The sequence below is a fragment of the Bacillus sp. FSL M7-0003 genome, from assembly GCF_038628485.1.
In the GTDB taxonomy this organism is placed as follows: domain Bacteria; phylum Bacillota; class Bacilli; order Bacillales; family Bacillaceae; genus Bacillus; species Bacillus safensis.
Map to the genome: position 1 here is coordinate 1,169,220 of NZ_CP152024.1, position 26,455 is coordinate 1,195,674.

Annotated in this window: 28 protein-coding genes, 1 tRNA gene, 3 pseudogenes and 1 riboswitch; of the genes and pseudogenes, 19 read left to right on the plus strand and 13 right to left on the minus strand. The window is 37.6% G+C overall.

Annotated features, from left to right (window positions below):
* Window positions 1–99: 99 nt before the first annotated feature.
* The gene (locus MHI23_RS05860; RefSeq protein ID WP_024425007.1) at window positions 100–357 is read left to right on the plus strand and encodes a hypothetical protein; all 258 of its coding nucleotides are present in this window, start codon (window positions 100–102) and stop codon (window positions 355–357) included.
* Window positions 358–439: 82 nt separating this feature from the next.
* Here MHI23_RS05860 and MHI23_RS05865 read toward each other — a convergent pair whose 3' ends face one another.
* The 3 genes from MHI23_RS05865 to MHI23_RS05875 are packed head-to-tail and all read right to left on the minus strand — an operon-like array spanning window position 440 to window position 2,189.
* Entirely contained in the window at window positions 440–874 is a 435-nt protein-coding gene (locus MHI23_RS05865; RefSeq protein WP_024426455.1) for a GNAT family N-acetyltransferase, read from the minus strand.
* A 6-nt stretch (window positions 875–880) separates the two neighbouring features.
* Entirely contained in the window at window positions 881–1,396 is a 516-nt protein-coding gene (locus tag MHI23_RS05870; protein ID WP_024426454.1) for a YjcG family protein, read from the minus strand.
* Window positions 1,397–1,448: 52 nt separating this feature from the next.
* The gene (locus MHI23_RS05875; protein ID WP_342492363.1) at window positions 1,449–2,189 is read right to left on the minus strand and encodes an esterase family protein; all 741 of its coding nucleotides are present in this window, start codon (window positions 2,187–2,189) and stop codon (window positions 1,449–1,451) included.
* Between the two features lie 221 nt (window positions 2,190–2,410).
* Window positions 2,411–2,532: riboswitch (SAM riboswitch) on the plus strand.
* Between the two features lie 78 nt (window positions 2,533–2,610).
* Between MHI23_RS05875 and MHI23_RS05880 the strand changes: the two genes are divergently transcribed.
* The 3 genes from MHI23_RS05880 to MHI23_RS05890 all read left to right on the plus strand — a co-directional run bounded on the left by MHI23_RS05880 (window position 2,611) and on the right by MHI23_RS05890 (window position 5,109).
* On the plus strand, window positions 2,611–3,729 hold the full coding sequence (locus MHI23_RS05880) for a methionine biosynthesis PLP-dependent protein (RefSeq protein ID WP_342492364.1): 1,119 nt from the start codon (window positions 2,611–2,613) through the stop codon (window positions 3,727–3,729).
* Window positions 3,726–4,904 (plus strand): cystathionine beta-lyase, encoded by a 1,179-nt coding sequence (metC, locus tag MHI23_RS05885; protein ID WP_070325716.1) that lies wholly within the window; start codon window positions 3,726–3,728, stop codon window positions 4,902–4,904. Before MHI23_RS05880 ends, metC begins: the two co-directional genes overlap by 4 nt.
* A gap of 132 nt (window positions 4,905–5,036) precedes the next feature.
* Window positions 5,037–5,109 (plus strand) — tRNA-Val (locus MHI23_RS05890).
* Between the two features lie 83 nt (window positions 5,110–5,192).
* On the opposite strand, the gene MHI23_RS05895 is transcribed toward MHI23_RS05890, so the two are convergent.
* Window positions 5,193–5,357: a hypothetical protein gene (locus tag MHI23_RS05895; protein WP_208946595.1), complete on the minus strand. Its 165-nt coding sequence runs from the start codon at window positions 5,355–5,357 to the stop codon at window positions 5,193–5,195.
* Window positions 5,358–5,438: 81 nt separating this feature from the next.
* On the opposite strand from MHI23_RS05895, the gene MHI23_RS05900 reads away from it, so the two are divergent.
* Window positions 5,439–6,275 carry an SMI1/KNR4 family protein gene (locus tag MHI23_RS05900; protein ID WP_034621753.1) on the plus strand — a complete coding sequence of 279 codons (837 nt, stop codon included), beginning with the start codon at window positions 5,439–5,441 and terminating at the stop codon, window positions 6,273–6,275.
* Window positions 6,276–6,477: 202 nt separating this feature from the next.
* Complete coding sequence (locus MHI23_RS05905) at window positions 6,478–7,584, plus strand: Rap family tetratricopeptide repeat protein (protein WP_326349696.1); 1,107 nt, start codon at window positions 6,478–6,480, stop codon at window positions 7,582–7,584.
* 398 nt (window positions 7,585–7,982) lie between these two features.
* On the opposite strand, the gene MHI23_RS05910 is transcribed toward MHI23_RS05905, so the two are convergent.
* A complete protein-coding gene (locus MHI23_RS05910; RefSeq protein WP_025093428.1) occupies window positions 7,983–8,321 on the minus strand; it encodes a helix-turn-helix domain-containing protein in 339 nt (112 codons plus the stop codon).
* Between the two features lie 105 nt (window positions 8,322–8,426).
* Here MHI23_RS05910 and MHI23_RS05915 point away from each other — a divergent pair, with 105 nt between their 5' ends.
* Window positions 8,427–8,810 carry a RidA family protein gene (locus tag MHI23_RS05915; protein WP_041117191.1) on the plus strand — a complete coding sequence of 128 codons (384 nt, stop codon included), beginning with the start codon at window positions 8,427–8,429 and terminating at the stop codon, window positions 8,808–8,810.
* A 523-nt stretch (window positions 8,811–9,333) separates the two neighbouring features.
* On the opposite strand, the gene MHI23_RS05920 is transcribed toward MHI23_RS05915, so the two are convergent.
* The 3 genes from MHI23_RS05920 to MHI23_RS05930 form a co-directional block, all read right to left on the minus strand.
* A complete protein-coding gene (locus MHI23_RS05920) occupies window positions 9,334–9,723 on the minus strand; it encodes a hypothetical protein (RefSeq protein WP_326349695.1) in 390 nt (129 codons plus the stop codon).
* A gap of 441 nt (window positions 9,724–10,164) precedes the next feature.
* Window positions 10,165–11,109: an acetyl-CoA carboxylase carboxyltransferase subunit alpha gene (locus MHI23_RS05925; protein WP_326349694.1), complete on the minus strand. Its 945-nt coding sequence runs from the start codon at window positions 11,107–11,109 to the stop codon at window positions 10,165–10,167.
* Window positions 11,110–11,141: 32 nt separating this feature from the next.
* The gene (locus tag MHI23_RS05930) at window positions 11,142–11,588 is read right to left on the minus strand and encodes a MarR family transcriptional regulator (protein ID WP_326349693.1); all 447 of its coding nucleotides are present in this window, start codon (window positions 11,586–11,588) and stop codon (window positions 11,142–11,144) included.
* 256 nt (window positions 11,589–11,844) lie between these two features.
* On the opposite strand from MHI23_RS05930, the pseudogene MHI23_RS05935 reads away from it, so the two are divergent.
* From MHI23_RS05935 to MHI23_RS05980, 10 genes and pseudogenes are all read left to right on the plus strand, one after another.
* Window positions 11,845–12,671 (plus strand): annotated as a pseudogene (locus MHI23_RS05935) (sialate O-acetylesterase).
* A gap of 111 nt (window positions 12,672–12,782) precedes the next feature.
* The gene (gene catA / locus MHI23_RS05940) at window positions 12,783–13,442 is read left to right on the plus strand and encodes a type A chloramphenicol O-acetyltransferase (protein ID WP_024426447.1); all 660 of its coding nucleotides are present in this window, start codon (window positions 12,783–12,785) and stop codon (window positions 13,440–13,442) included.
* 182 nt (window positions 13,443–13,624) lie between these two features.
* Window positions 13,625–14,737: a Rap family tetratricopeptide repeat protein gene (locus MHI23_RS05945; RefSeq protein ID WP_041117201.1), complete on the plus strand. Its 1,113-nt coding sequence runs from the start codon at window positions 13,625–13,627 to the stop codon at window positions 14,735–14,737.
* On the plus strand, window positions 14,727–14,897 hold the full coding sequence (locus MHI23_RS05950) for a RapH phosphatase inhibitor (protein ID WP_101677288.1): 171 nt from the start codon (window positions 14,727–14,729) through the stop codon (window positions 14,895–14,897). Before MHI23_RS05945 ends, MHI23_RS05950 begins: the two co-directional genes overlap by 11 nt.
* Window positions 14,898–15,354: 457 nt before the next feature.
* Window positions 15,355–16,947 (plus strand): T7SS effector LXG polymorphic toxin, encoded by a 1,593-nt coding sequence (locus MHI23_RS05955; RefSeq protein WP_263905394.1) that lies wholly within the window; start codon window positions 15,355–15,357, stop codon window positions 16,945–16,947.
* A gap of 21 nt (window positions 16,948–16,968) precedes the next feature.
* Window positions 16,969–17,286, plus strand: coding sequence for a hypothetical protein (locus MHI23_RS05960; RefSeq protein ID WP_025093598.1), 318 nt, complete (start codon window positions 16,969–16,971; stop codon window positions 17,284–17,286).
* Between the two features lie 571 nt (window positions 17,287–17,857).
* Window positions 17,858–18,823: pseudogene (locus MHI23_RS05965) on the plus strand (pre-toxin TG domain-containing protein); the annotation flags it as partial.
* Between the two features lie 14 nt (window positions 18,824–18,837).
* Complete coding sequence (locus MHI23_RS05970; RefSeq protein WP_029707612.1) at window positions 18,838–19,293, plus strand: hypothetical protein; 456 nt, start codon at window positions 18,838–18,840, stop codon at window positions 19,291–19,293.
* Between the two features lie 44 nt (window positions 19,294–19,337).
* Window positions 19,338–19,637 carry a contact-dependent growth inhibition system immunity protein gene (locus tag MHI23_RS05975; protein WP_024426752.1) on the plus strand — a complete coding sequence of 100 codons (300 nt, stop codon included), beginning with the start codon at window positions 19,338–19,340 and terminating at the stop codon, window positions 19,635–19,637.
* Between the two features lie 317 nt (window positions 19,638–19,954).
* A pseudogene (locus MHI23_RS05980) lies at window positions 19,955–20,781 on the plus strand (SMI1/KNR4 family protein).
* Window positions 20,782–20,825: 44 nt separating this feature from the next.
* Here the strand turns inward: MHI23_RS05980 and MHI23_RS05985 are convergent.
* The gene (locus tag MHI23_RS05985; protein ID WP_342492365.1) at window positions 20,826–21,074 is read right to left on the minus strand and encodes a DUF2651 family protein; all 249 of its coding nucleotides are present in this window, start codon (window positions 21,072–21,074) and stop codon (window positions 20,826–20,828) included.
* 540 nt (window positions 21,075–21,614) lie between these two features.
* Between MHI23_RS05985 and MHI23_RS05990 the strand changes: the two genes are divergently transcribed.
* The gene (locus MHI23_RS05990) at window positions 21,615–22,511 is read left to right on the plus strand and encodes a macrolide 2'-phosphotransferase (RefSeq protein ID WP_056766202.1); all 897 of its coding nucleotides are present in this window, start codon (window positions 21,615–21,617) and stop codon (window positions 22,509–22,511) included.
* 44 nt (window positions 22,512–22,555) lie between these two features.
* On the opposite strand, the gene MHI23_RS05995 is transcribed toward MHI23_RS05990, so the two are convergent.
* Together MHI23_RS05995 and MHI23_RS06000 are read right to left on the minus strand one after the other, a co-directional pair.
* Entirely contained in the window at window positions 22,556–23,431 is an 876-nt protein-coding gene (locus MHI23_RS05995) for a LysR family transcriptional regulator (protein ID WP_342492366.1), read from the minus strand.
* Between the two features lie 23 nt (window positions 23,432–23,454).
* Window positions 23,455–24,153, minus strand: a complete 699-nt coding sequence (locus tag MHI23_RS06000) for an amino acid racemase (protein WP_342492367.1) — start codon at window positions 24,151–24,153, stop codon at window positions 23,455–23,457.
* 178 nt (window positions 24,154–24,331) lie between these two features.
* Here MHI23_RS06000 and MHI23_RS06005 point away from each other — a divergent pair, with 178 nt between their 5' ends.
* Window positions 24,332–24,856, plus strand: coding sequence for a DinB family protein (locus MHI23_RS06005; RefSeq protein WP_339241193.1), 525 nt, complete (start codon window positions 24,332–24,334; stop codon window positions 24,854–24,856).
* Between the two features lie 4 nt (window positions 24,857–24,860).
* Here the strand turns inward: MHI23_RS06005 and MHI23_RS06010 are convergent, their stop codons facing one another.
* Window positions 24,861–25,424 (minus strand): GNAT family protein, encoded by a 564-nt coding sequence (locus tag MHI23_RS06010; RefSeq protein WP_342492368.1) that lies wholly within the window; start codon window positions 25,422–25,424, stop codon window positions 24,861–24,863.
* A gap of 18 nt (window positions 25,425–25,442) precedes the next feature.
* The gene (locus MHI23_RS06015) at window positions 25,443–26,348 is read right to left on the minus strand and encodes a LysR family transcriptional regulator (protein WP_342492369.1); all 906 of its coding nucleotides are present in this window, start codon (window positions 26,346–26,348) and stop codon (window positions 25,443–25,445) included.
* Window positions 26,349–26,455 lie beyond the last annotated feature (107 nt).

Consider the following 26,455-nt stretch of genomic DNA (forward strand, 5'->3'; position numbering starts at 1 on the left):
TTAAAATGAAACACATCTAATCATATCAAATGAGGCGTGTTTCAAACAGTCATAATTAGGGAATAGTAGAATAGAAGAGAAGCAAAGGAGGCGTTCTTGATGGGATATATAGCCCCGATTCAGCCGGATCTGTATTTTCAATATATCAATCGTCCAGCTCCTCAGGATAAAGAAGACTATGCGAAAGTAACAAAGGTTACTCGCACCTTTCATGACAAGATATACAGAGAGCTGGAGAAAAAAGAGGACTTAGTGACAGAAGCGGAAACGAAAGTACAGCAAAAAAAGCGGGAACGCTTTGTACGAGATATGTTTATGGAGGAAGGCAAGGGCATTCATATCAATACATATATATAAATGATTGCGCTTTCCTCCTGTGGCGAACGATAATGAAAAAGAAAAAGCCAGAGCATCTTGAATGCTCTGGCTTTTCTTTTGGTCAAACAGACAGCGTTTTTGTCATTTTGACATGTGTGATCCCTGCTTCTTCAAACGGTTCAGAAACCGCTTTGTAGCCTTTCTTTTCGTAGAAAGGAAGAGCTTGAACTTGGGCGTGCATAACCGCTTCTTTTGCTCCATTAGCAATCGCTTCTGTTTCTAGTGCCTCTAATAGCTTGTGGCCAAGGCCAAAAGAGCGCGCCTCTTTTAACACACAAATGCGTTCAAGCTTTGCCTTTGATCCCTCAATGATCCGCAGTCTAGCGGCCGCCTGAGGCTTTTTGTCATCATTGTAAATGACAAAATGGGTGGCTTTGTCCTCTAGTTCATCTATTTCGATCTCTACTGGAACTTCTTGTTCTTTGACGAATACTTCTTTTCGAACGTAATATGCATCTTCTCGTTGTGTTTGTTCTGTTGCGATGACTGTTTTCAAATGTCTTTAACCCTCTTCTCCTAAAATAAATGTTTCATAGACGGTCCAAGATCCGTTTTCTAATTGATATAAAAGGTGGAAGCGATCCACTGTTTCTTCATGGTCAATCTTTCTCAGCTTTAATGTGCCAAGTACGTCTGAATGCTCATCATCTGATAGTTTTTGAGCCACTGTCACATGCGGAACAAAGGCATATTCAGGTGTACCAGCAAGTGGATCTGCATACAATCTTTCATTGAGCGCCATAATGTCCTCGTTCGGTTCTACTTTCATATAAATGACGTTGTTTACAGGAGCGAATGAACTGAATTTTTTAATACGTAACGTAATAGGAGAAGCATTTTTTGCATAATCTCTTAACGTTGAGACGACCTCAGCCGCTTCTAGATCCGTTAATTCAAAAGGTGTTCTTAATGTTAAATGAGGCGGTATGAGTGCATAGTTCGGATCATAACGCTTCCGGTAAGAGTTCGCAATATCTTGCAATTTTTTTGATGGAAATATAACAACTCCGTATTTCATCATGTTCCCTCCTGAATAAGAAAGTATTTATTATTGTTTATTATAACAAAATTCAGTTGATTAACGAATATGGGAGCATTCTTTTTAACGAAGGCGCAATGAGCGGCTGCCAAAACGTCCATTTATGATCCCCTTCGAATGTCTCAAATAAGTAATCCGCACCAGATTGTTCAAGAAGGGTCTTTAAATCTTCGTTCGGCTGAACAAAATCAAGCACCTGGCCATCTGTTGTTTTCACAGCCGTTTCCTCAAGCCCAATTTGATGGATAATGGCATAATGAGAAAGGGCTGTCGACTGTTTGACGGCTTCTAGAACCGACTCGTCAACGTAAGGGGACTGCAAAATCAGCCCGCCGAATAAAGAAGGATAATCAATGGCTGTCATAAGGGAAATCGTCGCACCCAGTGAATCACCAATAAACGTACGTCCTGATCCAATTTGATAGGTTGGAAAGTGTTTATCAATATAAGGAACCAGTTCATTTGCTAAAAAGCGTTTATACGCTTCAAACTTTGTGCCGTCTGGATGATACGTGTTCCGTCTTTCCGTGACATTTTCATAAGGAACACCAATGATAATCGAGCGTTCCATTTCTTTGTTTTGCATCAATTCTTCTGCCTGTCTGCCTATTTTACCTAGGCGGAAATAATCATGACCATCCTGGGCAATGATGACATGATATGTATAAAGGGGGGAGTAATTGACTGGCAAATAGATCAAAATGGTCATGTCCGCCCCAAGTTCTTTTGACTGTATGGTTTCTTCTTGAATGATTCCTGTTTTCTTCACCATAATCCATTCCTCCAGCTAACCAAATTCATCATAAAGTGAAACGTTTCCATTCATTGTAACATGAAAAACAGCGTTGTTCCTATATGCTAACATGCAATCAAATCGTATAACATCGATTCTGTTATAAAATACAGAAAATTTTAATTAATCATGACATTTCCCCTTGAAAAATGAGATTTAATGGGTTACAGTATTAAGAATTAGAACAGACAGACAACACATTCTTATCGTGAGAGGTGGAGGGACTGGCCCTTTGAAACCTCAGCAACCGGTATGCATCACTTCATGTGATGTACCAAGGTGCTAAATCCAGCAAGCAGCTTTTTTGCTTGGAAGATAAGAGGAAGCGATTAAACCCCTTCTTCTTATGAAGAAGGGGTTTTCTGTTTTGAAATCAGATTTTTACTTAGGATGGTGTCAAATGACAGAACATGTGGAAACGAAATTAGCGCAGATTGGAAACCGTAGCGAAGAGGTGACTGGCACTGTCAGTCCTCCCGTTTATCTTTCGACAGCATATAGACATAGAGGTATAGGGGAATCTACAGGATTTGATTACATTCGAACGAAAAACCCAACAAGACAGCTTGTAGAGGATGCAATTGCTTCACTCGAAGAAGGGACGGCCGGTTTTGCCTTCAGTTCGGGAATGGCGGCAATCCAAACGATCATGGCTCTATTTGAAAGCGGAGATGAACTCATCGTCTCATCAGACCTATATGGCGGTACATACCGTTTGTTTGAAAACGAATGGAAAAAGTACGGCCTGCGTTTTCTTTATGATGATTTTTCAGATGAAGACTGTTTACGCTCTAAAATCACGCCAAACACAAAAGCGGTCTTTATTGAAACACCGACAAATCCATTGATGCAGGAAGCAGATATTCAAAAAATAGCGAAGATTGCAAAAGAGCATGACGCTTTGGTGATTGTCGATAACACCTTTTACACACCAGTCTTGCAAAAGCCGATTACGCTTGGAGCGGACATTGTCATTCATAGCGCAACCAAATATTTAGGCGGACATAATGACGTTCTTGCAGGGCTTGTGGTGACAAAAGGAGAGCAGCTGTCTGAAGACATGTTCCAGCATCAAAACGCGATAGGAGCGGTTCTATCACCATTTGACTCATGGCTTTTAATGAGAGGCATGAAAACACTTGCTCTTAGAATGCGCCAGCACGAGGCAAATGCGAAGGAGCTGGCTGAGTTTTTAAAGAAACAGCCAGAAATTCAAGATGTGCTTTATCCAGGAAAGGGAGGCATGCTGTCATTCCGAGTAGCTAAAGAGGACTGGGTCAATCCATTTTTAAAGCAGCTGAAAACGATTTGTTTTGCTGAAAGCCTTGGCGGAGTCGAAAGCTTCATTACGTATCCTGCAACACAAACGCACATGGATATTCCAGAAGAGATTCGCATTGCAAACGGTGTATGTAACAAGCTGCTCCGTTTCTCTGTTGGCATCGAGCATGTAGATGACTTGAAAGCAGACCTGAAACAGGCACTATCACAAGTAAAAGAGGAGGTACACGCCAAATGACCACACACGATTGGACACTCGAAACACAACTCGTTCATAATGCGTTTAAAACAGACCGTTCAACAGGTGCAGTCAGTGTACCGATTCAGCATGCATCCACATTTCATCAAAGCAGCTTCGATGAATTCGGCCAATATGACTACTCCAGATCGGGAACTCCGACACGTCAAGCATTAGAGGATACGATTGCAGCGCTGGAAGGTGGAACGAGAGGGCTTGCCTTTGCATCAGGCATGGCAGCCATTTCAACCGCTTTTCTTCTATTGTCAAAGGGAGATCACGTCCTTGTCACAAGAGATGTGTACGGCGGGACTTTCCGAATGATCACCCAAGTTCTTTCAAGATTTGGAATTGAGCATACCTTCGTGGACATGACCGATTTGAATGAAGTCAAAAGAGGCATTCAATCAAATACAAAGGTCATTTACATGGAAACACCGTCAAATCCAACACTAGGCATTACAGATATTGAAGGTGTTGTCCAGCTTGCAAAAGAGCATGACTGTCTGACTTTCTTAGATAATACGTTTTTAACACCTGCGCTTCAGCGTCCGCTTGACCTTGGTGTGGATGTTGTTCTGCACAGCGCAACGAAATTTTTAAGCGGCCATAGTGATGTGCTGTCAGGCTTAGCCGTGGTAAAAGATGAGAAGCTGGGAGAGGAACTTTATTCGCTGCAAAACTCCTTCGGTGCGGTCCTTGGCGTGCAGGACTGCTGGCTCGTGTTAAGAGGGTTAAAAACCCTTCAGGTGAGATTAGAAAAAGCAAGCCAAACGGCCTTCGAACTAGCTTCATTTCTAAAAGAACATCCTGCGGTGAAAAAAGTATACTATCCAGGCTTAGACGATCATCCTGGGGCACACATTCAGCGCAAGCAAGCAAGCGGAGCAGGAGCCGTTCTCTCATTTGAACTAGAAAACCAAGCGGCTGTCAAAGAATTGGTGGATGCCGTCACATTACCTGTATTCGCCGTCAGCCTCGGCGCCGTTGAATCCATTCTGTCGTATCCAGCTAAAATGTCACATGCGGCTATGCCAAAAGAAGAAAGAGAAAAAAGAGGGATTACAGATGGGCTGCTTCGTTTAAGTGTCGGAGTTGAAAACGGAGAAGACCTCAAACGCGACTTCAAACAAGCACTCGATCAACTAAAGCCCGTCCTTGTGAACCAATCATAAAGAAGGAGAGAAAAAAGCCGGCACAGCCGCCGGCTTTTTGACCTTTTTTGAACAAAACCATTGACGGCTTAATATGATGGTTATATAATAGAGACTGTCAGTAACAGAAAGCCCAGAACTGATACATAACCCGATTCCGTAGCTCAGCTGGGAGAGCGCTACCTTGACAGGGTAGAGGTCGCTGGTTCGAGCCCAGTCGGAATCATCGTTGAAACCCTTGTGTAGCAAGGGTTTTTTGTTTTTTTAACAATGAATATTTGTTCAGTTTCTTTTGAATGGGGACGAACTTTAACCGCCAGATTGTTTCTCAGTTGGCAGAAGGTTTTTGACTGCTTGCCTAACAGTCGTCTCATCTTTACCTGTTTTTCTTTTCAGGTCATCAATTGTTGGATTCTTACGAAAGTGACTCATATTATAAATAATTCGATAAATCTTTCTCTCAAGATAAGACATACAATCACCATCAAAAACAATTTAATAGAATATAAGTTCTTGAAAGGTGTTTTGTTAAATGACACTAGGAGGAAATAAACTTTGAAATCTTTTTGGGAAATAGACGATGAAGGTTACTATACGTTAAAAAAGATCACCGCCGAAGAAGTAGCTAAGGCTGAAAAGAAACTAGGAATCACTTTGCCAGATACATATAAAAAGCTCATATTAGAACAGAATGGCGGTTATATAGTTCATAATGCTTTTCCAACCACTCACTCTAATTCATGGGCTGAGGATCATATTCAATTTAATCATCTTTTAGGAATTGCAGAAGGTGAAGGAATTATGGATAGTGCCTACTTAATAAAAGAGTGGGAGCTGCCAGAAGGGCTTGTTTTGATTAACGGGGATGGCCATACTTGGGTAGCGATGGATTATCGAAAAACGAATGAGAATCCTGCAATTCATTATTTTGATGTTGAGATGGAAGAAGACTTTAAATTAGCAGATTCCTTTGATGAATTCATTCAGGGGCTTTATACAGCTGAGTACACTGTTGATGAGGAAGCAGTAGAGGGTGAATATGAACTTTCTGAAGTTCATTTAAGTAAAGAAGAACTTGAAGCCATATTTGAATTGGACGTCCTTGATGAAGAGAATCTTTATAAAATTCAATACTACCCGATGGTTGATTTGAACGAAATTGAATGGTTTTTTAAAAAGATGCAATATCATATTGAAAAAACAAAAGATGAAGATGATCTTTATGAAGTAGCTTCTACAATTAACAACGTTCTCTTATTGAATCCCAATATGCCAATCAACGATAAAATTAATGGAAATCTAAATCAAATTGCTAAATTTTTAGAAAAAAATAAAGATCCACTTATAGTAAATCTCGGAGAACATATTGCTATGAAAACAAGTTTCCTTTAGTAAGCTTGGGCACAAAAAACAGGCCATACTAGTGGAAGATTTATTTGGAGTATCATCAAATAATAAAAGGCATACCAGAGAGGCGAATTCGTCTCTCTTTTTTTGTTCTTTTTTGCGGTTTCTTTTCGGTGTGGAATATTCAAACGGATGATAATATATGTAATTATAGGGAAAATAAAGGAATGGATAGGGGGAGGTTTGTTTGGGAGAAAAAGTAGCAAGCCCATTTGTTGCTAAAATGATCGGTGATTGGTACGGATATATAAAGAAACAGGACATTCTAAAGGCTGAAAATAAGAGAAAAGAGATCGTAATAGCCTTTGAAAATATGGAAGAAGATCAAAATGTCTTATTATACTTTAACTTGATTGATTCCAGATACAAAATGTTGGCACAGGAGTTTGAGGGATCAAAAGATATATTGAAGCAAATAGACATTGAAGAGAAGCAGAAAACGGATGACATGATTCAGTATTATTATTTCTTCTTCAATGGCATGTATGAGTTTTATAAAAAGCGCTTTTCAGACGCTATCAACTATTATCATATTGCAGAGACCCGACTTCGAAACGTTCCTGACGATTTAGAACGTGCTGAATTTAATTATCAGCTTTCGATTGCATACTACGAAATCGCACAAAATCATTTCTCCATTAACCACGCCAAAAAAGCTTTAGAAAGCTTTAAATCAGCAGATTTACAAGAGAGTCGGGTTGCTACTACTCTAATGGTAATCGCATCAAATAAGATGGATTTAAACCAATTTGTACAAGCTGAATCCACCTATAAGGATGCTATCAATTTAGCAGCAGAATCTAAAATTGATTTTCCACAAGCGCTAGGGTATTTCAATCTTGGGATATGTTATGAGCGTCAAGGAAAACTTCAGCAAGCTTTAGAATGTTTACAAAATGTCTTTTCGGTTGAATTAAAAAAGCCACACAAACCACTGTATATGAGAACAAATTACATGTTAGCGCGTGTACTCTTCCAGTTAGATAAAAAAGCTAAAGGGCTGGATGCACACAACGAGTCACTCATGTTAGCGAATGAATTAGCTGACAATGCGTATATTGCTAAGTTAAATATCATACATTCAATATATGTAACAGATGATGAAATTCAGCTCAACGCAGCTCTTGATGTACTGAAAAATCAAAAACTTTGGACAGATGCCGCAGAATTGTCAATTATGGCAGCAAGATTTTATAAAAAGCAGGATAATTACAAACTGGCATCAAAATACTTTGATGAAGGTTTGGAATCACAGGCCAAAAAATTGACATGGATGGAGGAGGAAGCTGAATGAAGCACCTGAAAGTTATGATATTAAGCCTTACCTTATTAATGGGGATCACAACCACTGTACATATAAATTCCTCAAATGATTTTCAAACCGCAGAAAACGGCTACTTTGGTTAAGCATGAAGTCTATTAATAAAAAAGCCCTTTTTGGGGCTTTTTTTATTTGAACATTATCTGCTATTTTCATTGCTGTTTCAATTGATCAAAACACAACTTCAAAACGTATAGGCAAAATAAAAACAGACCCTGCAGGGTCTGTTTTTATGGGGACGGATGGGGCCTAATCATTACTATCTTTTTCATTAAGATTAGAAGTTCCCTATACGCTCCATTGCTTTATCAAAAGCTGCTTTTCTTTTGTCTCTTCATAGTCAATACTTGAATTATCTATACAAAAAGAATTTAATTACTTCGATTTTTCTCTCCCCAATCACATAACTGTTCTAAAATTGGTAAAAGTGTTTCTGCCTTATTTGTAAGACTGTATTCCACTTTGGGGGGGACTTGTGGATATTCCTTTCGTATAATCATCCCATCTGCCTCTAAATCTTTAAGTTGTGCACTCAATGTTTTAAAGGTAATCGTTCCAAGTCTCCTTTTCATATCATTAAAGCGAACGGGTTGATTTTCCGAAAGGAGATACAGAATTAGCATTTTCCATTTGCCTCCTATAACTGATAAAGTATATCCAAAAGGTGTCTCTTGGATATTACCCGTTTTTCTATAATCGGCCATACTCATATTGACACTATCCTTTCTGGTAGTAACTATCTAAATAGTGCGTACTTTTTTTCTCTCTATATTCATTTTATACTTACTTTACTTTGAAATAAAGGAGAGAAAACGATGACTAATATTAAAACCTACAATCACAATCTATGGGATCACGGTATTACCCAAGGATATAGCGTTAAAGGAACAATCTACATTTCAGGTCAATTTTCATACGATAAAAATGGTATGTTCGTTGGTAAGGAGAATATTGAAGCTCAGACTCTGCAAACATTTGAGAACCTTGATCGGGTATTGGTGGAATTGGGAGCTACGAAAAACAACATTGCATATGTGGAAATTTTTCTTACAAATCCACAAGAACACTCAGAAACGGTCATAGATCTATTCAAGGAATACTTAGGTCAACACAGACCAGCTGGCAGTCTTATTGGTGTGACATATCTGGCTTTCCCAGAGCAATTGATTGAAGTCAAGGCTATCGCACACACTGATTAAATATGTTATCAGATTAATTTGACCAATTCTCTCTACAAGGGAAAGAGTAGAATCTTTATCTGGTTTATTATCTTATAATTTAAGCAGAATTGCTCAAGGTGAACCAATAAAAGGGCAGAGGCTGAACAGCGCTATTAAAGCATATGTGGGAAAAATAGAACTACAAAGTTATGTGCAGATAAAGGCTTCTCATAAGATAATTTAAATTAAAAACAGACCTTTAGGGGTCTGTTTTTTTATGGGGACGGATTGGGGACGAACCCTTTCAGTTTTCTTCAGAAATGCACATTTTTTATCAGAAAGGCTCATCATATTAAATCAGTCTTTTTCAGAGAACATCTGGTTGCTTCTGATAAGGGCATTCACATTAACAGGGTAGAGGTCGCTGGTTCGAGCCCAGTCGGAATCATCGTAGAAACCCTTGCGTAGCAAGGGTTTTTTTGTTTTTATCTTTCTTCATGAAAACGTATGAAATTTGTATCGCAACGCCTTTTGAGTCACCTAATAAATAGACCAGTAACGTTTAAATCCTATATGATTTTATTTCCTTTATCTTTCCAGACTTTGCAGCACTACTAAAAATATATACATCACAGAAATCAATTTTTAAACCATTCGCTAATAACATCACACCATTTATTGAAGCAAATTTCCCGTGTGTTATTACTTGGTAAATTGCAAGGTTGCCAACGATTTCTCTGTCCTCTTTGTACAAAGTGGAGATTAAGGCATTTCGCCCTTCAAGCTTTGTATTATCCTTTAACCGATACCAGATAATAGATTCATCCGCATATTCCTTAATAACTTCAGTCTGCCGCGTTAATATAGCTACTGTAAAATCAATGACTATTTGCTTCCTAGGAGCATTGTCACATCCTGTTGGAATGATAAGCTTTATTTCAGAACTGTCCACTAATGTTAACCTCCTAAAAATACGTTTTATAAAAGCTTTTTGTGATGTAATCTGGATCGTATGTTAAAGTTCAAAAAAGGCATTTTTAAACTGATATTGAATTATATCATAAAGAATTTATAGTTCATTTCCTAAGATGGGAGAGATTAATTTAGAAAAACAATTAAATTCGGTTGTTGAAATAGGTAATTTTGATGTGCAAGAGTCATTAGACAATAAAAGAACCAGAAACAAAGTATGGGGATATATGACGGCTTGGCCGGCCATCTCGTAGGGGGATAACGACGTTTCAAAGTATTGATGGAAGATAATCCGTTGAACAAATTTTCCTTTCCATACTAATCACACATCTTTTAATAGTATCAGCATATCCAGTTTAAGAGGATCCTTACAAAATATTTAGTATTTTTTGCGAGAATCCTCCTAAACGTAAAAATATTTTCATTTATAATTCTCTATTTGTCTATACTTTTCATATCGCTGTTGTAAAAGCTCTTCCGAGGATAATGGTATCAATTTTTTTAGAGATGATTCGATGACAGATTCAATCATTTTTGCCTGTGATTTTATATCATTTTGTGCTCCACCTTTTATTTCAGGGATGATTTCATCAATAATTCCTAACTGTTTTAAATCTTTTGCTGAAATTTTCATATGTTCAGCAGCTTCTGGAGCATACTTAGCGTCCTTCCATAGGATAGATGCTGCTCCTTCTGGCGAAATGACCGAGTACCATGAATACTCTAACATATGGATATGGTTACCGACACTAATACCAAGAGCTCCACCACTTGATGCCTCTCCAATTACAATACAAACAATTGGCACTTTAAGTGTAGCCATTTCCAATAGATTTCGAGCTATTGCTTCAGAAATTCCACGTTCTTCAGACCCTTTCCCTGGATAGGCGCCTATTGTATCAATAAATGTAATAATAGAGCGATTAAATTTATCAGCTTGTTTCATCAGTCTTAGCGCTTTTCTATATCCTTCTGGATGTGACATTCCAAAATTTCTTTCTATATTTTCCTTTGTACTTCTCCCTCTTTGATGACCAATAACCGTAACGGGCATCCCTTTAAATTTTGCAATACCACCTATCATTGCTTGATCATCACCATATAATCGATCACCATGAAGTTCGAAAAAGTTTGTAAACAATAAAGGTATATAATCCAATGTCGTGGGCCGGTTACGTAGCCTTGCAATTTGAACTCGTTGAAAAGGTGTAAGATTAGAATAAATTTCATCTTGCATTTTATTTAAACGTTTTTCTAATTCTTGAATTTCTGATGATAAATCTACATTATGTTCTTTCATCATTTTCTTTAATTCATCAAATTTCTCTTTTAGTTCAATAATAGGACGTTCAAAATCCAAACTCATTTTATCCTCCAAAGGGTATGATTTACCTCACTCTAATCAAAAGACTTAGAAATAGAATCAATAAATAATTCAAAACCACCCATAACTATTTTTTGTTCTGATTCTGATAAATTATTAAGGATACGTTGATAAAATGTAAGGGATTGTTCTCTTAAGCGATTAACAGTAATTTGCCCTTTTTCTGTGAGGTGCAGAAAAAGTTCTCTTCTATTTTTTTCATTTACTTCACGATAAACAAGCCCCATTTTTACTAACTTATCTACCAATCTACTTACAGTTGAAGTCTCTAATCTAAGTTTATTGGATAGTTGCCAAACAGTTAATTTTTCCACCTCTAGTTCCTCTAACGCCATCATTTGAGAAGTTGGTAGAGGTTTTTCAAATGGTCCATTGGGCAAATTTTGAGATTCAAAAACCCCAGTTAATATAATCATTTTCTTAATATCTGTTCTTAGTTTTAAGGCATCTTCTCTTTTCAAAAAGATCACCCTCCTTCAATTCATGCATCATACATCAATTGTATTATACATCAATTTGATTTTTTCACAAGCTTAACATAAGCCAATATGACAACATGGACGAGATATTTCTTCTTGTTGAAATGGTTTAAGTGGAGATCCATAGTCGATCCTCCTGATTGATAGAAGCATCAGGATCTTACACTAAGTAATTTCTGTTTACTATTCTTTCAATAAAAATAGACAAATATGAAAAATAAAGAGAGGGGAGAAAGATATGAAGTCATTTTTACTAATTGGAAAATCAAATATGGCAGGGCGCGGCTTTAAACATGAGGTACCTCCGATTTATAATGAAAGAATCATGATGCTGCGAAATGGTAGATGGCAAATGATGACTGAGCCCACTCATTTTGATAGGCCGGTAGCTGGCGTAGGACTAGCGGCTTCCTTTGCGGAGTCTTGGTGTAAGATGAAGGAGAAAAGATTGGCCTTATTCCTTGTGCAGAGGGAGGCAGTTCCATTGATGAGTGGTCGCTGGATGGAGCATTATTTCGTCATGCAATAAGTGAAGCTAAATTTGCAAAGGAAAATAGCGAATTGGCAGGGATATTATGGCATCAAGGAGAAAGCGACAGCCAAGATGGGAAATACAAAGAATACGAAAAAAAAATACGAAGATTATTTCATGAAATAAGAACTGAATTATCTGTCCCTAACATTCCGCTTGTGATAGGTGGTTTGGGCGATTTCTTAGGAAAGACAGCATTTGGCGCAGGATGTGTGGAATATCAACTGATCAATGAGGAACTACAAAAATATGCACATCATCATGAAAATTGTTATTATGTTACTGCGAAAGGTCTTATACCTAATCCGGACGGAATTCACATCAATGCGATGTCCCAGAGAATATTTGGTATAAGATACTATGAAGGATTTCGAAAAAAAGAACATATACATAAGCTATTACTAAATGAACATGAGTTAGTGTATGAATGTCATAATAGAATGAATACCTCAGCGGAGAAAACATATATAGCACTAGAAAAGTTCACGTTGGGCAAGATGACTTACGAAGAGTTGCTGAAGGTTTTATCGTAGGCTAAGTGATAGACTGAAACATAATATATATCTTGAAAGGATGATTGTGGTGGTGAAAACAGATAAAGTCTCCTCCTGAATACATGAAATTACATTCAGGAGGAGATAAAAATGTTTAAACAAATAGATGAAAATTATCCGAGAAAAGATCACTTCCATCATTATACTAAGTTAACCCGATGCTCATATAGCCTGGTGATCGATCTAGACATCACGAAATTGCATTCAATATTAAAAGAAAAAAAGCTAAAAGTATATCCTGTGCAAATTTATTTGTTAGCAAGGGCTGTGCAAAAAATACCGGAGTTTCGGATGGATCTAGTGAACGATGAACTTGGTCACTGGGACCTTCTCCATCCTAGTTATACGATTCTAAATAAAGAAACAAAGACATTTTCAAGTATTTGGACGCCTTATGACGAAAACTTTGCTCAGTTTTATAAAAGCTGTGTGGCCGACATTGAAACATTTAGCAAAAGCAGCAACCTATTTCCGAAACCTCATATGCCAGAAAACATATTCAATATTTCAAGTCTACCGTGGATTGATTTTACTTCTTTTAACCTTAATGTATCTACAGATGAAACTTATTTACTGCCGATATTTACGTTAGGCAAATTTAATGTGAAAGAAGGAAAAATCATCTTGCCAGTCGCCATTCAAGTACATCATGCTGTTTGTGACGGCTATCACGTCGGTCAATATGTGGAATATTTGAGATGGCTTATAGAACATTGTGAAGAGTGGTTAAATGATTCATTGTATACTTAATTTTCAAAAGGTGAAAAAGGCAGACTTTTGCAGAGTCTGCTTTTTCTGTTGTGAGAAGAAATGTGTAAAATCACGTTATGTTACTCAATTGTTCTTTTTGCGGTTTCTTTTCGGTGCCTTGAAAACTTATACATGTGATAATAAATGTAATATAAGGGAAATTAGTGGAAGGGGAATAAGGGATGGAGAAAGTTCTTTCTTCACATGTAGGTGTGAAAATAAATGAATGGTATAAAATGATTCGGCAATTCAGTGTACCTGATGCAGAAATTTTGAAAGCGGAAGTTGAATGGGAAATAGATAGGATGGAAGAAGATCAGGATCTTCTTATCTATTATCAATTAATGTGTTTTCGACATCAACTTATGCTTGATTATATAAAACCTTCATTCGATCAATCAATTTCCGCGCTAGTCGATAAAATAGAGAATTCTAACCATCAACTGTCTGGAATGTTGCAATACTATAATGCCTTTTTTAGAGGCATGCATGAATTCAGTAAGAAAGAGTATGTACAAGCCATTCAATATTATAAGATTGCTGAGAGGCAGCTGGCGCTTGTTGTAGATGAAATTGAACAAGCAGAATTCCATTTTAAAGTTGCTGAAGCATATTACATCATGAAACAAACTCATGTTTCTATGCACCATATTATAAAAGCCCTAGAGATTTATGATCGTTATGATCTTTATAAGGTGAGAAAAATTCAAAGTCTATTTGTGATCGCAGGAAATTATGATGATTTTAAACGATATGAGAAGTCGCTCCCCCACTTACATAAAGCACTAGATCTTGCTGAAGAAATAAATGATCAAAGATTAATCGCTAAAACTTATTTGAATCTTGGAAATACGTATGACAGGCAACAGGATTATATTAAAGCTGCTTCCTTCTATAAAAAAGGGTTGGATAAGATGACTGAAAACAATGAAGATATTAAACCAAGATTATTTTTTAGTTTAAGTTGGACTTTGTTTAAAAGTGATAAAACAAAAGAAGCACTTGAATATATCGCTAAAGGAATAAAAAGTGCAACAGCAGAAAACAATCTGTTTTATAAAACATTGCTCAATTCATTAAAGACAATTTATGTAGATGAAGGTATTGAAAATGTACGAAAAATGTTTAAAGGGTTAGAGGAAAAGAAGTTGTATCCTTATATTGAAGAGTTTGCTTTAAGCCTTGCAAATCTTTATGAAAAAAGGAATGATTCGGAGAGGGTAGCAGATTATTATAGAACTGCCATAGAAGCTCAAACCGAAATCCAAAAAGGGGAGTGTTTATATGAATATTAAAATGAAGATATTGATTAGCGCCACTTTATTGGTAGGTGCTGCTTGCCTAGGTTCTTTTAATTACTCACAAGAATCAACTGATCGAAATACCACTGTATTTCCTCAAAAAACCGATCGAAACACGACGATGATCGATCCAAATTCAACATTTGAAAACTAATAGGCAAAACTAAACAGACCTTGAGGGTCTGTTTTTTTAAAATGGGGACAGATTGGGGACGAACTCTTTCAGTTTTTTATCAGAAATGCACTTGCACATTATAGAACCTTATTAAATCAGTCTTTTTCAGAAAACGTCCGTTTGCTTCGGATGAGGTCATTCACCTTGATAGGGTAGAGGTCGCTGGATGGAATCATCTTTGAAACTCTTGCGTAGCAGGTTTTTTTGTTTTTCTGTCAACGAATGTTCTGTTTCTTTTTATTGTCGACAAACTTTTATCTACTAAAATTGTTTTGAGTGTTTTTAGGAAGAGCTAGATATCACTTATTAAAAAACAAGTAACCATAAACACTAGAAAGTACTCTAGGTCTTGTTTTTGTGTCTTTAATCCTATTTAATGACAAACTTTGTATTGGTAAAATTGGCCTTGTCAAAGAATAGGAGGGAGTGACTTCTTCTGGGTAAGATACTTGATGCAAAAGCACTAACCAGTGCCATGGATACAAGGGCAAAACACTATCAGGAACTCCGCGAACAAATGGTAGATTTAAAAAAGTCATTACAAGGTGTGGCTAATCTCGGTGATGATTTCACTGGGAAAGGAGCCGATAACATTAAAAGCTTTTATAAAGAGCTTGCTGGAAATGTAGACATGTTTATCAGCTTCATTGATAAGCAAAAAGCCTTTCATGAAGGTGTTTCTGGGACACTGGATGATACGAGCTTTGGCGGCGATACCTTTGTAGAAGAACACTTTTTAGACAACGCAGTACATATGGGCATTAAGAATGCCAAAAGCATTGTGAAAGATCAAAAAAAGGCACTCAAAACGATTTTTCAAGACATTGATGACCTCATTTCCCTAGAGGTATTTGATAGCCAAACCTTTGATGAAAAAATAGAAGATGCGGAAGATGAACGAAAAAAGACGGTCAAAGAACTAAGAGAGCTTGATCAAAATTTAAAAGACGAATATGCTTTGTCAGAGACGGAGCAGCAAGCTACAATGGCATTGTACGCTGAAATGATGAATGCGACAAATGACGGAAAAGCGATTTCGCCTATGAATTTTGACAAGAAAGCGTATCAAAATAGCGAAATCTACAAGGCAAAGAGCGATATTGAGAAGCAAACTTCTGAATATCTGAAAATCAAAAAAGAACAAGAAGAAGCCCGTAAAATCGCAAAGGAACAAGAAGCCCTCGCCAACCGCCCTTGGTATGAAAAAGCCCTCGATTATGGTGGAAACATCGTGAATGAACTGACCGGCGTGAACGATGCAAAACGTGCCGCAACAGGCGTTGATCCAATCACAGGAGAGAAACTCACCGCAGGCCAGCGAGTCGCTGCAGGCGGCATGGCAGCCGCAGGCTACATCCCAATCGTCGGCTGGGCAGGCCGCATTTTCAAAGGCGGAAAAGCAGTCTATAAAACCACCCAAGCCACATCAGCCGCGGTCAGGGCAGTCGACATTTACAAGACATCACAAAAATCCTTTGACGCCCTAAAGACATCGCAAAAAGGCTTATACGGCCTCACCGCCACCAACGGCTTCAGCGAAGCGATCACAGGCCGAGACATGTTTGGAAACAAGATCTCAAAAGAACAGCAGGAAGCGAGCATAAACGCGGCGCTTGGTATGCTTTTGCCGTTTGGAGCAAAAGGGTTTCATGGTAAAATGGGGATTAAGGGTACGGGTGAAATTGGTTGGAATATGTCAAAAGGTGGAGGGGAAATAAATGGAAGAAAGTATTCTCAGCATGCTTTGGAAAGAATGGCACCTGATATTCCTGAAGTAAAAGCCACTTTAACAAGTAGAGCAATTAAAAAAGCTGAAGAATTAGGATTTAAACCACAAACAAAAGAATTTAGTGATTTCATCAAAAAATATGTTGATCCAAGAAATATTCCACCTTCAGTTATTGAAGACGCTATAATGAATACGAAAAAGATACCTGGTAATAGAAGCGGAACGTTTGTTCATGAAACAATGGATGTCAAAGTAATTATAAATGAAGCTGGCGATGTTATCACAGTTATACCGAAATAATTAATAAAAGGATGAATACGAATGTTTATCAAGTATGATGAATATGATCTATTAGAACTTTTTCAAAGTGAGCCGGTGAGTATAACAGGCAATATAGATGATGGAGAATTAATCTATACTTACAAAGATGACCAAAATTTCAAGGTGATTTTAACTTTAGATGTATATAAGCAAACGAGTAGTCTAAGTATTACATTTAATGATTCTATAGTATTTACAGGTGATTTTAATAATGTAACAAGTATAAAAAAAGATGACAATGCTATGGTAATGAACGTGGGCGAAGAAGAGAAGCTAAAAGTTAAATTTTATAAACAAGTTGGAGTGGAGTTACTTTAAAATAGCCTTATTATATTAGAAAGAAATATAAAACAATTATGATATTCTCTCAGATAAATCAGTAGGTGAAGTAGTTGATACTTCTAAATATAATGTTATTGTTATCATACCTTGACTGGCTATATGCCTTTCAAGGTTTTTGTGTTTATTGGCTTTCATACCGAGAAAAAACCGATAAAATGGGAATCTTTTTCCTGAGTGGATCATCGTATGATAGTGACAAGCAAAACGAACGTATTGAGCACTCTAAGTGCCTTGGTTGGTGTCCCCTTTTTTATTGGGAGACGAGCCTCTCCCTTATCAATGGCATATCTGGATACGGAACAAAAGTGTTGAGGAATGTGGCTATACGAGAGGGACATTCTGAGCCTGAATAGCAGCTGGTCTGCGGCAGCCGTATCGAGGACAGTTTTTCATTTCAATTGATATTGACTGTAATTGGCATCCTCTCGGAGTGTAGTCATCATTTCAAAATCTATTTAAGCGAATAGCGTAAGGTGGTGTTTATTCAGCTAACAGTGTTCTGTTTCGAAAGAGACAATAAAGCAATCGAAAAGCATTGCAGCTTGATCAAAATAGCGAAATCTACAAGGCAAAAAGCGATATTGAGAAGCAAACTTCTGAATATCTGAAAATCAAAAAAGAACAAGAAGAAGCCCGCGAGATTGCAAAGGAACAAGAAGCACTCGCCAACCGCCCTTGGTATGAAAAAGCGCTCAATTATGGTGGAAACATCGTGAATGAACTGACTGGTGTGAACGATGCAAAACGTGCCGCAACAGGCGTTGATCCAATCACAGGCGAGGAACTCACCGCTGGACAGCGAGTCGCGGCAGGTGGCATGGCAGCAGCCGGCTACATCCCTATCGTCGGCTGGGCAGGACGCATTTTTAAAGGCGGAAAAGCAGTCTATAAAACCACCCAAGCCACATCAGCCGCGGTCAGGGCAGTCGACATTTACAAGACATCACAAAAATCCTTTGACGCCCTAAAGACATCCCAAAAAGGTTTATACGGCCTCACCGCCACCAACGGCTTCAGCGAAGCGATCACAGGCCGAGACATGTTTGGAAACAAGATCTCCAAAGAACAGCAGGAAGCGAGTATGAACGCAGCGCTGGGGATGCTTTTGCCGTTCGGAGCGAAAGGATTTCATGGGAAGATGGGGGTAAACCCTCAAAGTCCAGAAGGATTTAATCGAAAAATGGCATTGCGGCATGCAAAAGATTTAGGTGGGATACCTAGATCGCAACAGCCTACTCGTCAATGGCAAGTAGGAGATAATGTTTTTAAGAAGGGGCAAGAACATAGTAATTATGAGTACAGTTCTAACTATACTCATCATGGGCGATACTATGAATTTGATACCCCAAAAGGAAAAAGAGTTATAGTACAACATACTAATGACGGAAAATTACACACTCATGCAGGGAAACCAAAAGAGGGTGCCGATCCATTTAATTATGATTTTAAAAAAGAAAGATATTCAAATATTTATGGACCAAATGGTGATCATCATATCTATTACAATGAATAGCGGGGCATGAAAATATGGTATATCAAAATGAAAAAATACAAAAGAAAATAGCTTTAATGAATGCTAAGAAGAAAATAAATCAATTAGCGTATCTTGAAGTAATTGATTTTGAAGATGATTCTTCTCAATGGCTGAAATTATGTGAAGCAGTACTAAAGCAATTTCGTCAAATAAACTCCACGCCTTCCGACATTTTAACAATGACAGACAGTGAATCTGTTATGGCTTGGTTAAAAAATTCTTTAGATTTTCTGAAAGAGAAAAAAGAATGGTTTATTTTGGTATTGAATGACCCTTTTCCTGTTTGGGCTAATGTAAAAGCTCTCGATTTTGATAAGGCAATTGAAGAGATTTGGCTATTTTCAGAGAATCACAACGTAATTGTAGCAGATAAAGTAACAGGTAAAATCGCTCAAATATATTCAGAAGAAAAACATTTTGAACTTCATATTGGAAGATGCCAAATTTAAATTAATGTTGATATTAGATGTAGGATAGTATGAAGGATGATAAAATGAATGAGAGTTACAGTTATTTAGAAGAGTTAGAAGATTTTTTAGGTGGCACATTTCATCAGGATATCGATTCACCAGAAGAAGCGATTGATGAGTTTATTCATGAAGCTAGCAAAGAATGTCTGCTGTCTACTATAAAGGATTGTCAGGATTTTTTGAATAGTACTTTAACAATACAGGAAAAAGAAAACTTTATCGAAAATAATGCAGAAATCTACTTTCCGGCGATCTCATTAAACCCTTTACAGTGGTTTAATAAAATAATAGAGGAAATGAAAGAAGCAGTGAAGATGAAGTAACAAAATGAACCTTGATTGGCTAATGCCTTTCAAGGTTTTTTGTGTCTATTGATCAACAAACCGAGAAAAAGAAGATTTTTTTCTGTGTGGATCATCGTATGATATAGATAAATAAATCGAACGTGAATATTTTGTCCAGAAGGAATAACCTGCGGATGCTGACAGCTGGCACTCCAGTCAGATCTTTTTTATATCTACTGATAAATTCTTTATTGGAGGAAGGGATTGAACAGGTTTGTAATTTGAGGTTTTAAAATGGTAAATGATTAGTTGGTCAATGTTATATTAACCTCAATAGATATAGGGAGGCATCCACTTTGAAATCATTCTGGGAGAAAGAAGAAGAGAGTCCATTCACGTTAGAAAAGATAGATGAGAAAAAATTCGTGAAGCAGAGGCGAGACTTGGTGTCACTTTACCTGATACATACAAAAAGCTCATTTTAGAATGGAACGGTGGTTTTACAGTTCGTAATGCTTTTCCAACCGAAAAGCCGAATTCATGGGCAGATGACCATGTTCAATTTGACCATCTAAGAGGTATCGCCAAAGATGATGGAATTATGACTAGTCCTCAGTTAAGTGATGAATTGGAGCTGCCTCAGGGACTTATTTTCATCAGCGGAGAAGGAGATACATGGATCGCAATGGATTATCGAAAAATGAAGGAACACACGCCTATCCACTATTTTGATTTAGAAATGGGAGTCGATTTTAAGCTGGCGGATACTTTCGATGATTTTATTGAGCAGTTATATACAGCTGAAGACGCGATGGTCGAGGTAGTAGAGATTGATGAGGAATCCTCGGATTTGTATATCAGTAAAGAAGAGCTTGAACAAATTTTTGAAAGACAAGACCTTCGTCAGCAGAATCTCTTTAAAATGGCACATTATCCGATGGAAGAAATTGAAGAGATTGAATGGTTTTTCGATCGAATGAAACAATGCATCCAACAGATAAAAGATCAGAATGTTTTGTATGAAGCGGCGACTACTGTTCACTCCATTCTTTTGTTAAATCCAGATATGCCAAGGAATGACCGTATCAATAAAGAGCTGCAAGAAATTGCTGAGTTTCTAGAAAAGAGTGGAGAGTCTCTTACCGTTCTTTTGGGAGAAGACATTCATCCAGTGAAAAAATGATAGTGAAAGAATAAAAGCCCTCAAAGGGCTTTTAAAAATGTAGTTTAAGACTTCTTTTTATTTAAGGTTTTCATGATGAATAATGCTATATATGAAGCAATGAATGAGCCTAAAGTGTAAACAACTGACCACCCTAAGAAGGAGATATTAAAAAGTGTAAATGTCAGGATGAGCAAAATGATAAAGCTCACAACTGGCATGAAATAAACCTTTTGTACAATCAATGTGACGATAAAAGAAGCAATGATCATACTAACTGGAAGCAAGCCGAATGCGAATTCTAAATGAGTCATATCAATTCTCCCTTTAAATGACCTAGCTACATTTGAGTTTAATAAATTTATTAGACAAAAGAATCAATAACCATATCATAACATGGATAATCCAATTATTTCACTTTATGTAATTTAATGATGTGTCTGATGATTTTAAATTCTTCTTTTTGTAATGTTATTGAAAGGCATATTTAAATAAAGTATAGTAACTTTATATAACAAAGAGGAGGATGGTTAAAGATGATGCATGCAGGAAGATTACGTCAGCAAACTTTGAACAATCAGTAATTTCATATGTTCAAAGACTCTGTTTCATCAAACGGAGTAAACGGGGTAGTCTGCACATTTTTAATGATCTTCAGCGGGAAAGTATGCAAATTTACTAGAAGACAGGCAGATAATTGTTCTGTCTTTTTTTGTATGTTTTTATAATACAAAGAAAGGTATAAGTCTAGCTTTGTTTACTCTGACCAAAAAAAGTAGTCTGTTTGTGGTTTTTTGTGATGATATTCTTGATGCCTATTGATCATGACTAAATGAGCAATTGGAGGAATGGATATGAATAGACTGGAATTAAAGCAGTTAGCCAAACATCACGGATTAGAGATTTTAGAGAATACCATGAAAATAAATGAATCAGGTGTTGATTTCCGTGTCGCACATGTCGAAGATTTACATGGTGATCAATGGATATTAAGAGTGCCTCGCAGACCTGAATCAATGAAACATACCTTACAAGAAAAAAAGACATTAGATCATATGAGTAAGCAGGTTCACTTTCAGGTCCCTAAGTGGTCTATCTTTACAGAAAGTCTGATTGCTTATAAACAATTAGAGGGGGTACCGGCGGCTAGTATTGATGTGGAGAAGCAATCGTATGTGTGGAGTTTTGACCAAACGAATGTACCGCAAGCCTATTACGAATCATTAGGAAGAGTTCTAGCGAATGTACATTCGTTAGATCAACAGCCATTTAAAACGATCGGTGTGGAGATGCTCCGTGCTCATGAATTAAGAGCATCAATGAAACAGCGAATGGAACGTGTCAAATCGCAATACACCTTTAACAGCGGTTTATGGGAGCGCTGGCAAGCATGGCTTGATAAAGATTCTTTATGGCCGCCTTTCGTGGGGGTGAAGCATGGAGATTTACATCCTGGCCACATTCTGATTGATGAAAATCAATGTGTGACGGGTGTGATTGATTGGACTGAAGTGGGGATTGGTGATGTATCTGTAGACTTTTTGTCGCATCAACTTCTCTTTGGGAAAGAAGGGTTAACAAAACTTATCCATGCGTATGAAAAAGCAGGCGGGAGAACTTGGCCAGGAATGGATGAACATATAATAGAACTTCTGACTACAAGTGCGATCACTGTGGCCGAGTATGCACAGAGATCAGGATTGAAAGATATGCATGAAACTGCAGCATACATGTTGGCAAACGAAAGTTAATCAATCAGAATGAATCCAAAAAAAAGCCCCTAAAAAGGGCTTTTTTAATTTAATTCATGAAAAAACTGTTTGAGTTGATCAATGAAAACGGATTTTGATTTTCCTTTTTTATAAATGAACTCGATATTGATATTGAAATTGATGGATGGATCGATTGAAATTTGTTTTAATGTTCCTTGTTCTACTTCATTTCTAACACAATGATGAGGTAGAAACGATAGCCCCATTCCTTGTAGCACTAAATTTTTTGCGGTTTCCATATGATCAACCTCAATGGAAATGTTCGGTGTGATGTTGTTTTTTTGAAATAATCGGTGAAGCATCAACCAATCAAATGACCCGTAGTCAAAGAAAATAAAAGGCTGTTCTTCTAGTTCTTTCATATTGATATTGTCAAGGCTGGCAAGCGTATGATGAGTTGGGACGAACAGCCCAATCGGATCGCTGAAAATAGGAATCGATTCAATTTGAGGATGTGTTTCAGTCCTGACAATGCCAAAGTCTACTTGATTGTTAATCACTTTTTGGACAACATCCTTTGAATGCCCTGTTACAATTTTTACTTTCAGGTTTTCGTATTTTTCTTTTAGGGCTGGCAATATGTTAGGCAATAGATTATTGGAAATAGAGGATGCGCATCCAATTGTCAATTCATAAGGGATCATCGTTTGTTTGAGACTATGCTTTGCTTCTTGATAAGAATGGAGAATCTTTTTGGCATGCGGGTAAAACTGTTCACCTTTTTCCGTCAGAGATAGTTTATTTCTCTGTCTATCAAATAATTTCAGATCTAATTCCTTTTCTAACGATTGAATACGTGCCGAAACAGAAGGCTGAGTTAAATACAGTGCTTCTGCAGCTTTATTGATACTGCCTAGCTGGCATACATAAATAAACGCTTCTATATTCTCAATATTCATGTTATCCCCTTATATGACGTTCTTTAAATGTTGAGCTTTTCAAGCTCATACACTAATTTTACAGCTTCTTTCGCCAAAATGACAGTAGGGTCAATCACTTTCACATCTTTAGTTGACCTTAGGACTAAAGGGATTTCTGTACAGCCGGCAATGATGGCTTCTGCCCCTTGATTGATTAAAATTTCTGCAGCTAACGCCAATTCACTTTCGCCTTTACTTAATTTTCCTGCTTTTACCGCATATATCCCATTCATTACCTTTTTCTGAAGCTCTTCACTTGGGGTCATAACGTCAATCTTGTGATGAGCACAAGCCTTTTGGTAGAGCTTAGTTTTAAATGTGCCATCAGTACATAATAAGCCCACAGACGTATAGTGATGTTTGTTCAGGTGCTTTGCGGTTTCTAATGGCATATTCATGATAGGGATATGAGTGGATTGTTGTACGTTTTCTAAAAAGAAGTGAGCGGTATTGCATGCAATCAGAATAAAGTCCGCTCCTGCGCTTTCTAATCTTTTAGCTGATGCAATCATATATTCTGTAGGATCTTCGCCTTTCCCAAATATGGCATTGGTTCTATCAGGAATTTGCGGATAATTATCAGCAATCACATGGAGATGATCCTGATCTTTTATCGCTGGAGTATGAGAAATGATTTTTTTCATCAAATCAATCGTTGCTAAAGGGCCCATCCCGCCCATAATTCCGATCGTTGTAGACATATACACCACCACATTTCTTTTTTTTTCTATTATAAAAAAAGAAAGCATGGTGATCGTTATAGAAAAGTTCTATTTGTATATAGAAGGTTGATCAAAAACGCCTTTATCTGTTGAAGTATGAGTTGCAATCTATTCAAAAAACATTAGAATTAAGAAAAATTGAGAAAGGAGCAACCACATGAATTTCAATTTAAATGAAGCTTTGGATATGTTGAGTCGAACTCCTCACACGTTAGAAAGTCTTTTGTCGGGTTTATCGAAGGATTGGCTTCACAGCCGTGAAGGGGAGGGGACGTGGAATCCAGTTGAAGTCATTGAACATTTGATTGAAGCAGAGAAATTCAATTGGATTCCTCGATTAAAGGTGATTCTTGCTGATGGAGAGAATACACCATTTCCTGCGTTTGACCGATACTCTCATTTGAACCAATCTGAAAGACAGATAGAGCAAGCACTATCTGAGTTTCAGCATGTGCGGATGGAGAATGTGGCATACATTCAACGCATGACACAATCAGGCCTTGATTTAGAGAAAAAGGGCGTCCATCCGGAGTTTGGGGTCGTGCAAGTGAGCGAATTACTTTCTGCGTGGGTTGTCCATGACTTCACACATATGTCCCAGATTGTTCGGGTCATGGCGGAACGATATCGAGCCGATGTGGGTCCATGGAGCGCTTATTTAGGAATTTTGAATAAAAAATAATTGTTTAATGGTGCTTAGCGGCCCACTCAGATTGAAGCATGGCATATTGATATTCATCAACCCAATGTCCCCTAGACATATAATTTTGCAGCAAATGTCCTTCGCGTCTCATTTCTAAACGTTCCAGCACTCGAATCGATTTTTCGTTGCGCACATCTGTAAAGGCAATGATTTTATGTTTGTTTAGTGTTATAAAAATATATTCGAAAATTGCACTCAGAGCTTCATGAATATAGCCCATTCCTTGGTATTCAGGCGCGAGTGTAAAACCTATTTCAACAATTCTTGGCTCACTGTCAAGTGTATGAATGGCGCAATCTCCTATCAGCTGATTGGAGTCAGATAAGGCAATAGCGTATTGAAACCACGTCCCCGGTTGATTAGGTTTTTGTGTCATTTGATGTTGAACAAATGATTCAGCATCTTCGTATGTGTAGTTTTCCCAAGATTGAAATTTTGCTATAGAAGGATTTGCTCGATATTGATAAAATGCTTCAATATCCTTTCTATCAAATTGGCGAATAACAACCCGGTTTGTTCTTGTAAATATGCTGTTTGCATTCTTCATGTGTTTACCTCACTTTTTTTAGTTTGTTCTTGATTTGAAAAAGTCTATCAGCCATTCAGATAGCTGCTGTTGTGCTTTGCTGACAAATCGATCTGCATAATAAATTAATTCCAAGTGACGGACAGGTGCTGGCTCAGCAATAGGAATCGAAACAATATTGGGCCATGTCGAATGTTGTTTTAGTAATCCTCTTGGCTGAATAGTTGCGCCGATTCCCGCTTCAACCAGCTGCAATAGCGAAAACGCAGACCCAACCTCCATGGCAGTGTCCAGTTCAACACCCTGTTCTTTACATACGTCATCTACTAAATCCCTTCCTAGATATCCCTTCGGATACATGACCAACGCATGTTGAGTCAGCTCTTCTAAAGTCACTTCACTCTTTTGGGCCAAATCACTTTCTGAATGAACAAATAATTCGTAGGGTTCACTACCAAGTGGAATTTGAACGAGACGCTTATCCGCAGGCCCTCGCAGTCCGATGCCGAGGTCTACTTTATGTGAAAGGACTTCTTCACGAACGAAGATATTTGAATATGCCTTCAGATTGGTTTCGGGATAAAGGGTTTTAAATTCTACAAAAAGTGGAACCAGCTGAAAATCAAGATCGGATGGGAGTACTGCGAGACGAACGGTTCCTCGTTTTTCTGATAATAGTTCTTTCATCGCATTTTTTGCATCTCTTTCAGCTTGAAGCATTTTCATGCCATATTGATAAAGCAGCGAACCAGCTTCGGTGGCCACGACTTTTTTGCCGATACGATCAAAGAGCGGCATCCCAACTTCTGCTTCAAGCAGTCGAATTTGCTGGCTAAGTGTAGGTTGTGATATGCCTAGCTGCTCAGCAGCCTTTGTAAAATGCAAATGATTGAATACAGCCATAAAATAGGTAATATGCCGGGTATCCATATGTCTTCCTTTCATAAATGATAGTTTTCTCCTATCATCATAATACGAATTATTGTATTGATCAATGAATGCAGCAGATTTATACTCAAAGTAACCTTAACAAGATGAGAGAGAAAGAAGGG

Bases quoted from the DNA above. Each gene is read 5' to 3' on its own strand.
- MHI23_RS05960 (WP_025093598.1), top strand. From the start codon at position 16,969: ATGTTTATCAAGTATGATGAATATGATCTATTAGAACTTTTTCAAAGT.
- MHI23_RS06000 (WP_342492367.1), bottom strand. From the start codon at position 24,153: ATGTCTACAACGATCGGAATTATGGGCGGGATGGGCCCTTTAGCAACG.
- MHI23_RS06015 (WP_342492369.1), bottom strand. From the start codon at position 26,348: ATGAAAGGAAGACATATGGATACCCGGCATATTACCTATTTTATGGCT.
- catA (WP_024426447.1), top strand. From the start codon at position 12,783: ATGTTTAAACAAATAGATGAAAATTATCCGAGAAAAGATCACTTCCAT.
- MHI23_RS05895 (WP_208946595.1), bottom strand. From the start codon at position 5,357: ATGTCTTATCTTGAGAGAAAGATTTATCGAATTATTTATAATATGAGT.
- MHI23_RS06010 (WP_342492368.1), bottom strand. From the start codon at position 25,424: ATGAAGAATGCAAACAGCATATTTACAAGAACAAACCGGGTTGTTATT.
- MHI23_RS05870 (WP_024426454.1), bottom strand. From the start codon at position 1,396: ATGAAATACGGAGTTGTTATATTTCCATCAAAAAAATTGCAAGATATT.
- MHI23_RS05915 (WP_041117191.1), top strand. From the start codon at position 8,427: ATGACTAATATTAAAACCTACAATCACAATCTATGGGATCACGGTATT.
- metC (WP_070325716.1), top strand. From the start codon at position 3,726: ATGACCACACACGATTGGACACTCGAAACACAACTCGTTCATAATGCG.
- MHI23_RS05910 (WP_025093428.1), bottom strand. From the start codon at position 8,321: ATGAGTATGGCCGATTATAGAAAAACGGGTAATATCCAAGAGACACCT.
- MHI23_RS05950 (WP_101677288.1), top strand. From the start codon at position 14,727: ATGAATATTAAAATGAAGATATTGATTAGCGCCACTTTATTGGTAGGT.
- MHI23_RS05985 (WP_342492365.1), bottom strand. From the start codon at position 21,074: ATGACTCATTTAGAATTCGCATTCGGCTTGCTTCCAGTTAGTATGATC.
- MHI23_RS05975 (WP_024426752.1), top strand. From the start codon at position 19,338: ATGAATGAGAGTTACAGTTATTTAGAAGAGTTAGAAGATTTTTTAGGT.
- MHI23_RS06005 (WP_339241193.1), top strand. From the start codon at position 24,332: ATGAATTTCAATTTAAATGAAGCTTTGGATATGTTGAGTCGAACTCCT.
- MHI23_RS05925 (WP_326349694.1), bottom strand. From the start codon at position 11,109: ATGAGTTTGGATTTTGAACGTCCTATTATTGAACTAAAAGAGAAATTT.
- MHI23_RS05860 (WP_024425007.1), top strand. From the start codon at position 100: ATGGGATATATAGCCCCGATTCAGCCGGATCTGTATTTTCAATATATC.
- MHI23_RS05995 (WP_342492366.1), bottom strand. From the start codon at position 23,431: ATGAATATTGAGAATATAGAAGCGTTTATTTATGTATGCCAGCTAGGC.
- MHI23_RS05875 (WP_342492363.1), bottom strand. From the start codon at position 2,189: ATGGTGAAGAAAACAGGAATCATTCAAGAAGAAACCATACAGTCAAAA.
- MHI23_RS05945 (WP_041117201.1), top strand. From the start codon at position 13,625: ATGGAGAAAGTTCTTTCTTCACATGTAGGTGTGAAAATAAATGAATGG.
- MHI23_RS05970 (WP_029707612.1), top strand. From the start codon at position 18,838: ATGGTATATCAAAATGAAAAAATACAAAAGAAAATAGCTTTAATGAAT.
- MHI23_RS05990 (WP_056766202.1), top strand. From the start codon at position 21,615: ATGAATAGACTGGAATTAAAGCAGTTAGCCAAACATCACGGATTAGAG.
- MHI23_RS05880 (WP_342492364.1), top strand. From the start codon at position 2,611: ATGACAGAACATGTGGAAACGAAATTAGCGCAGATTGGAAACCGTAGC.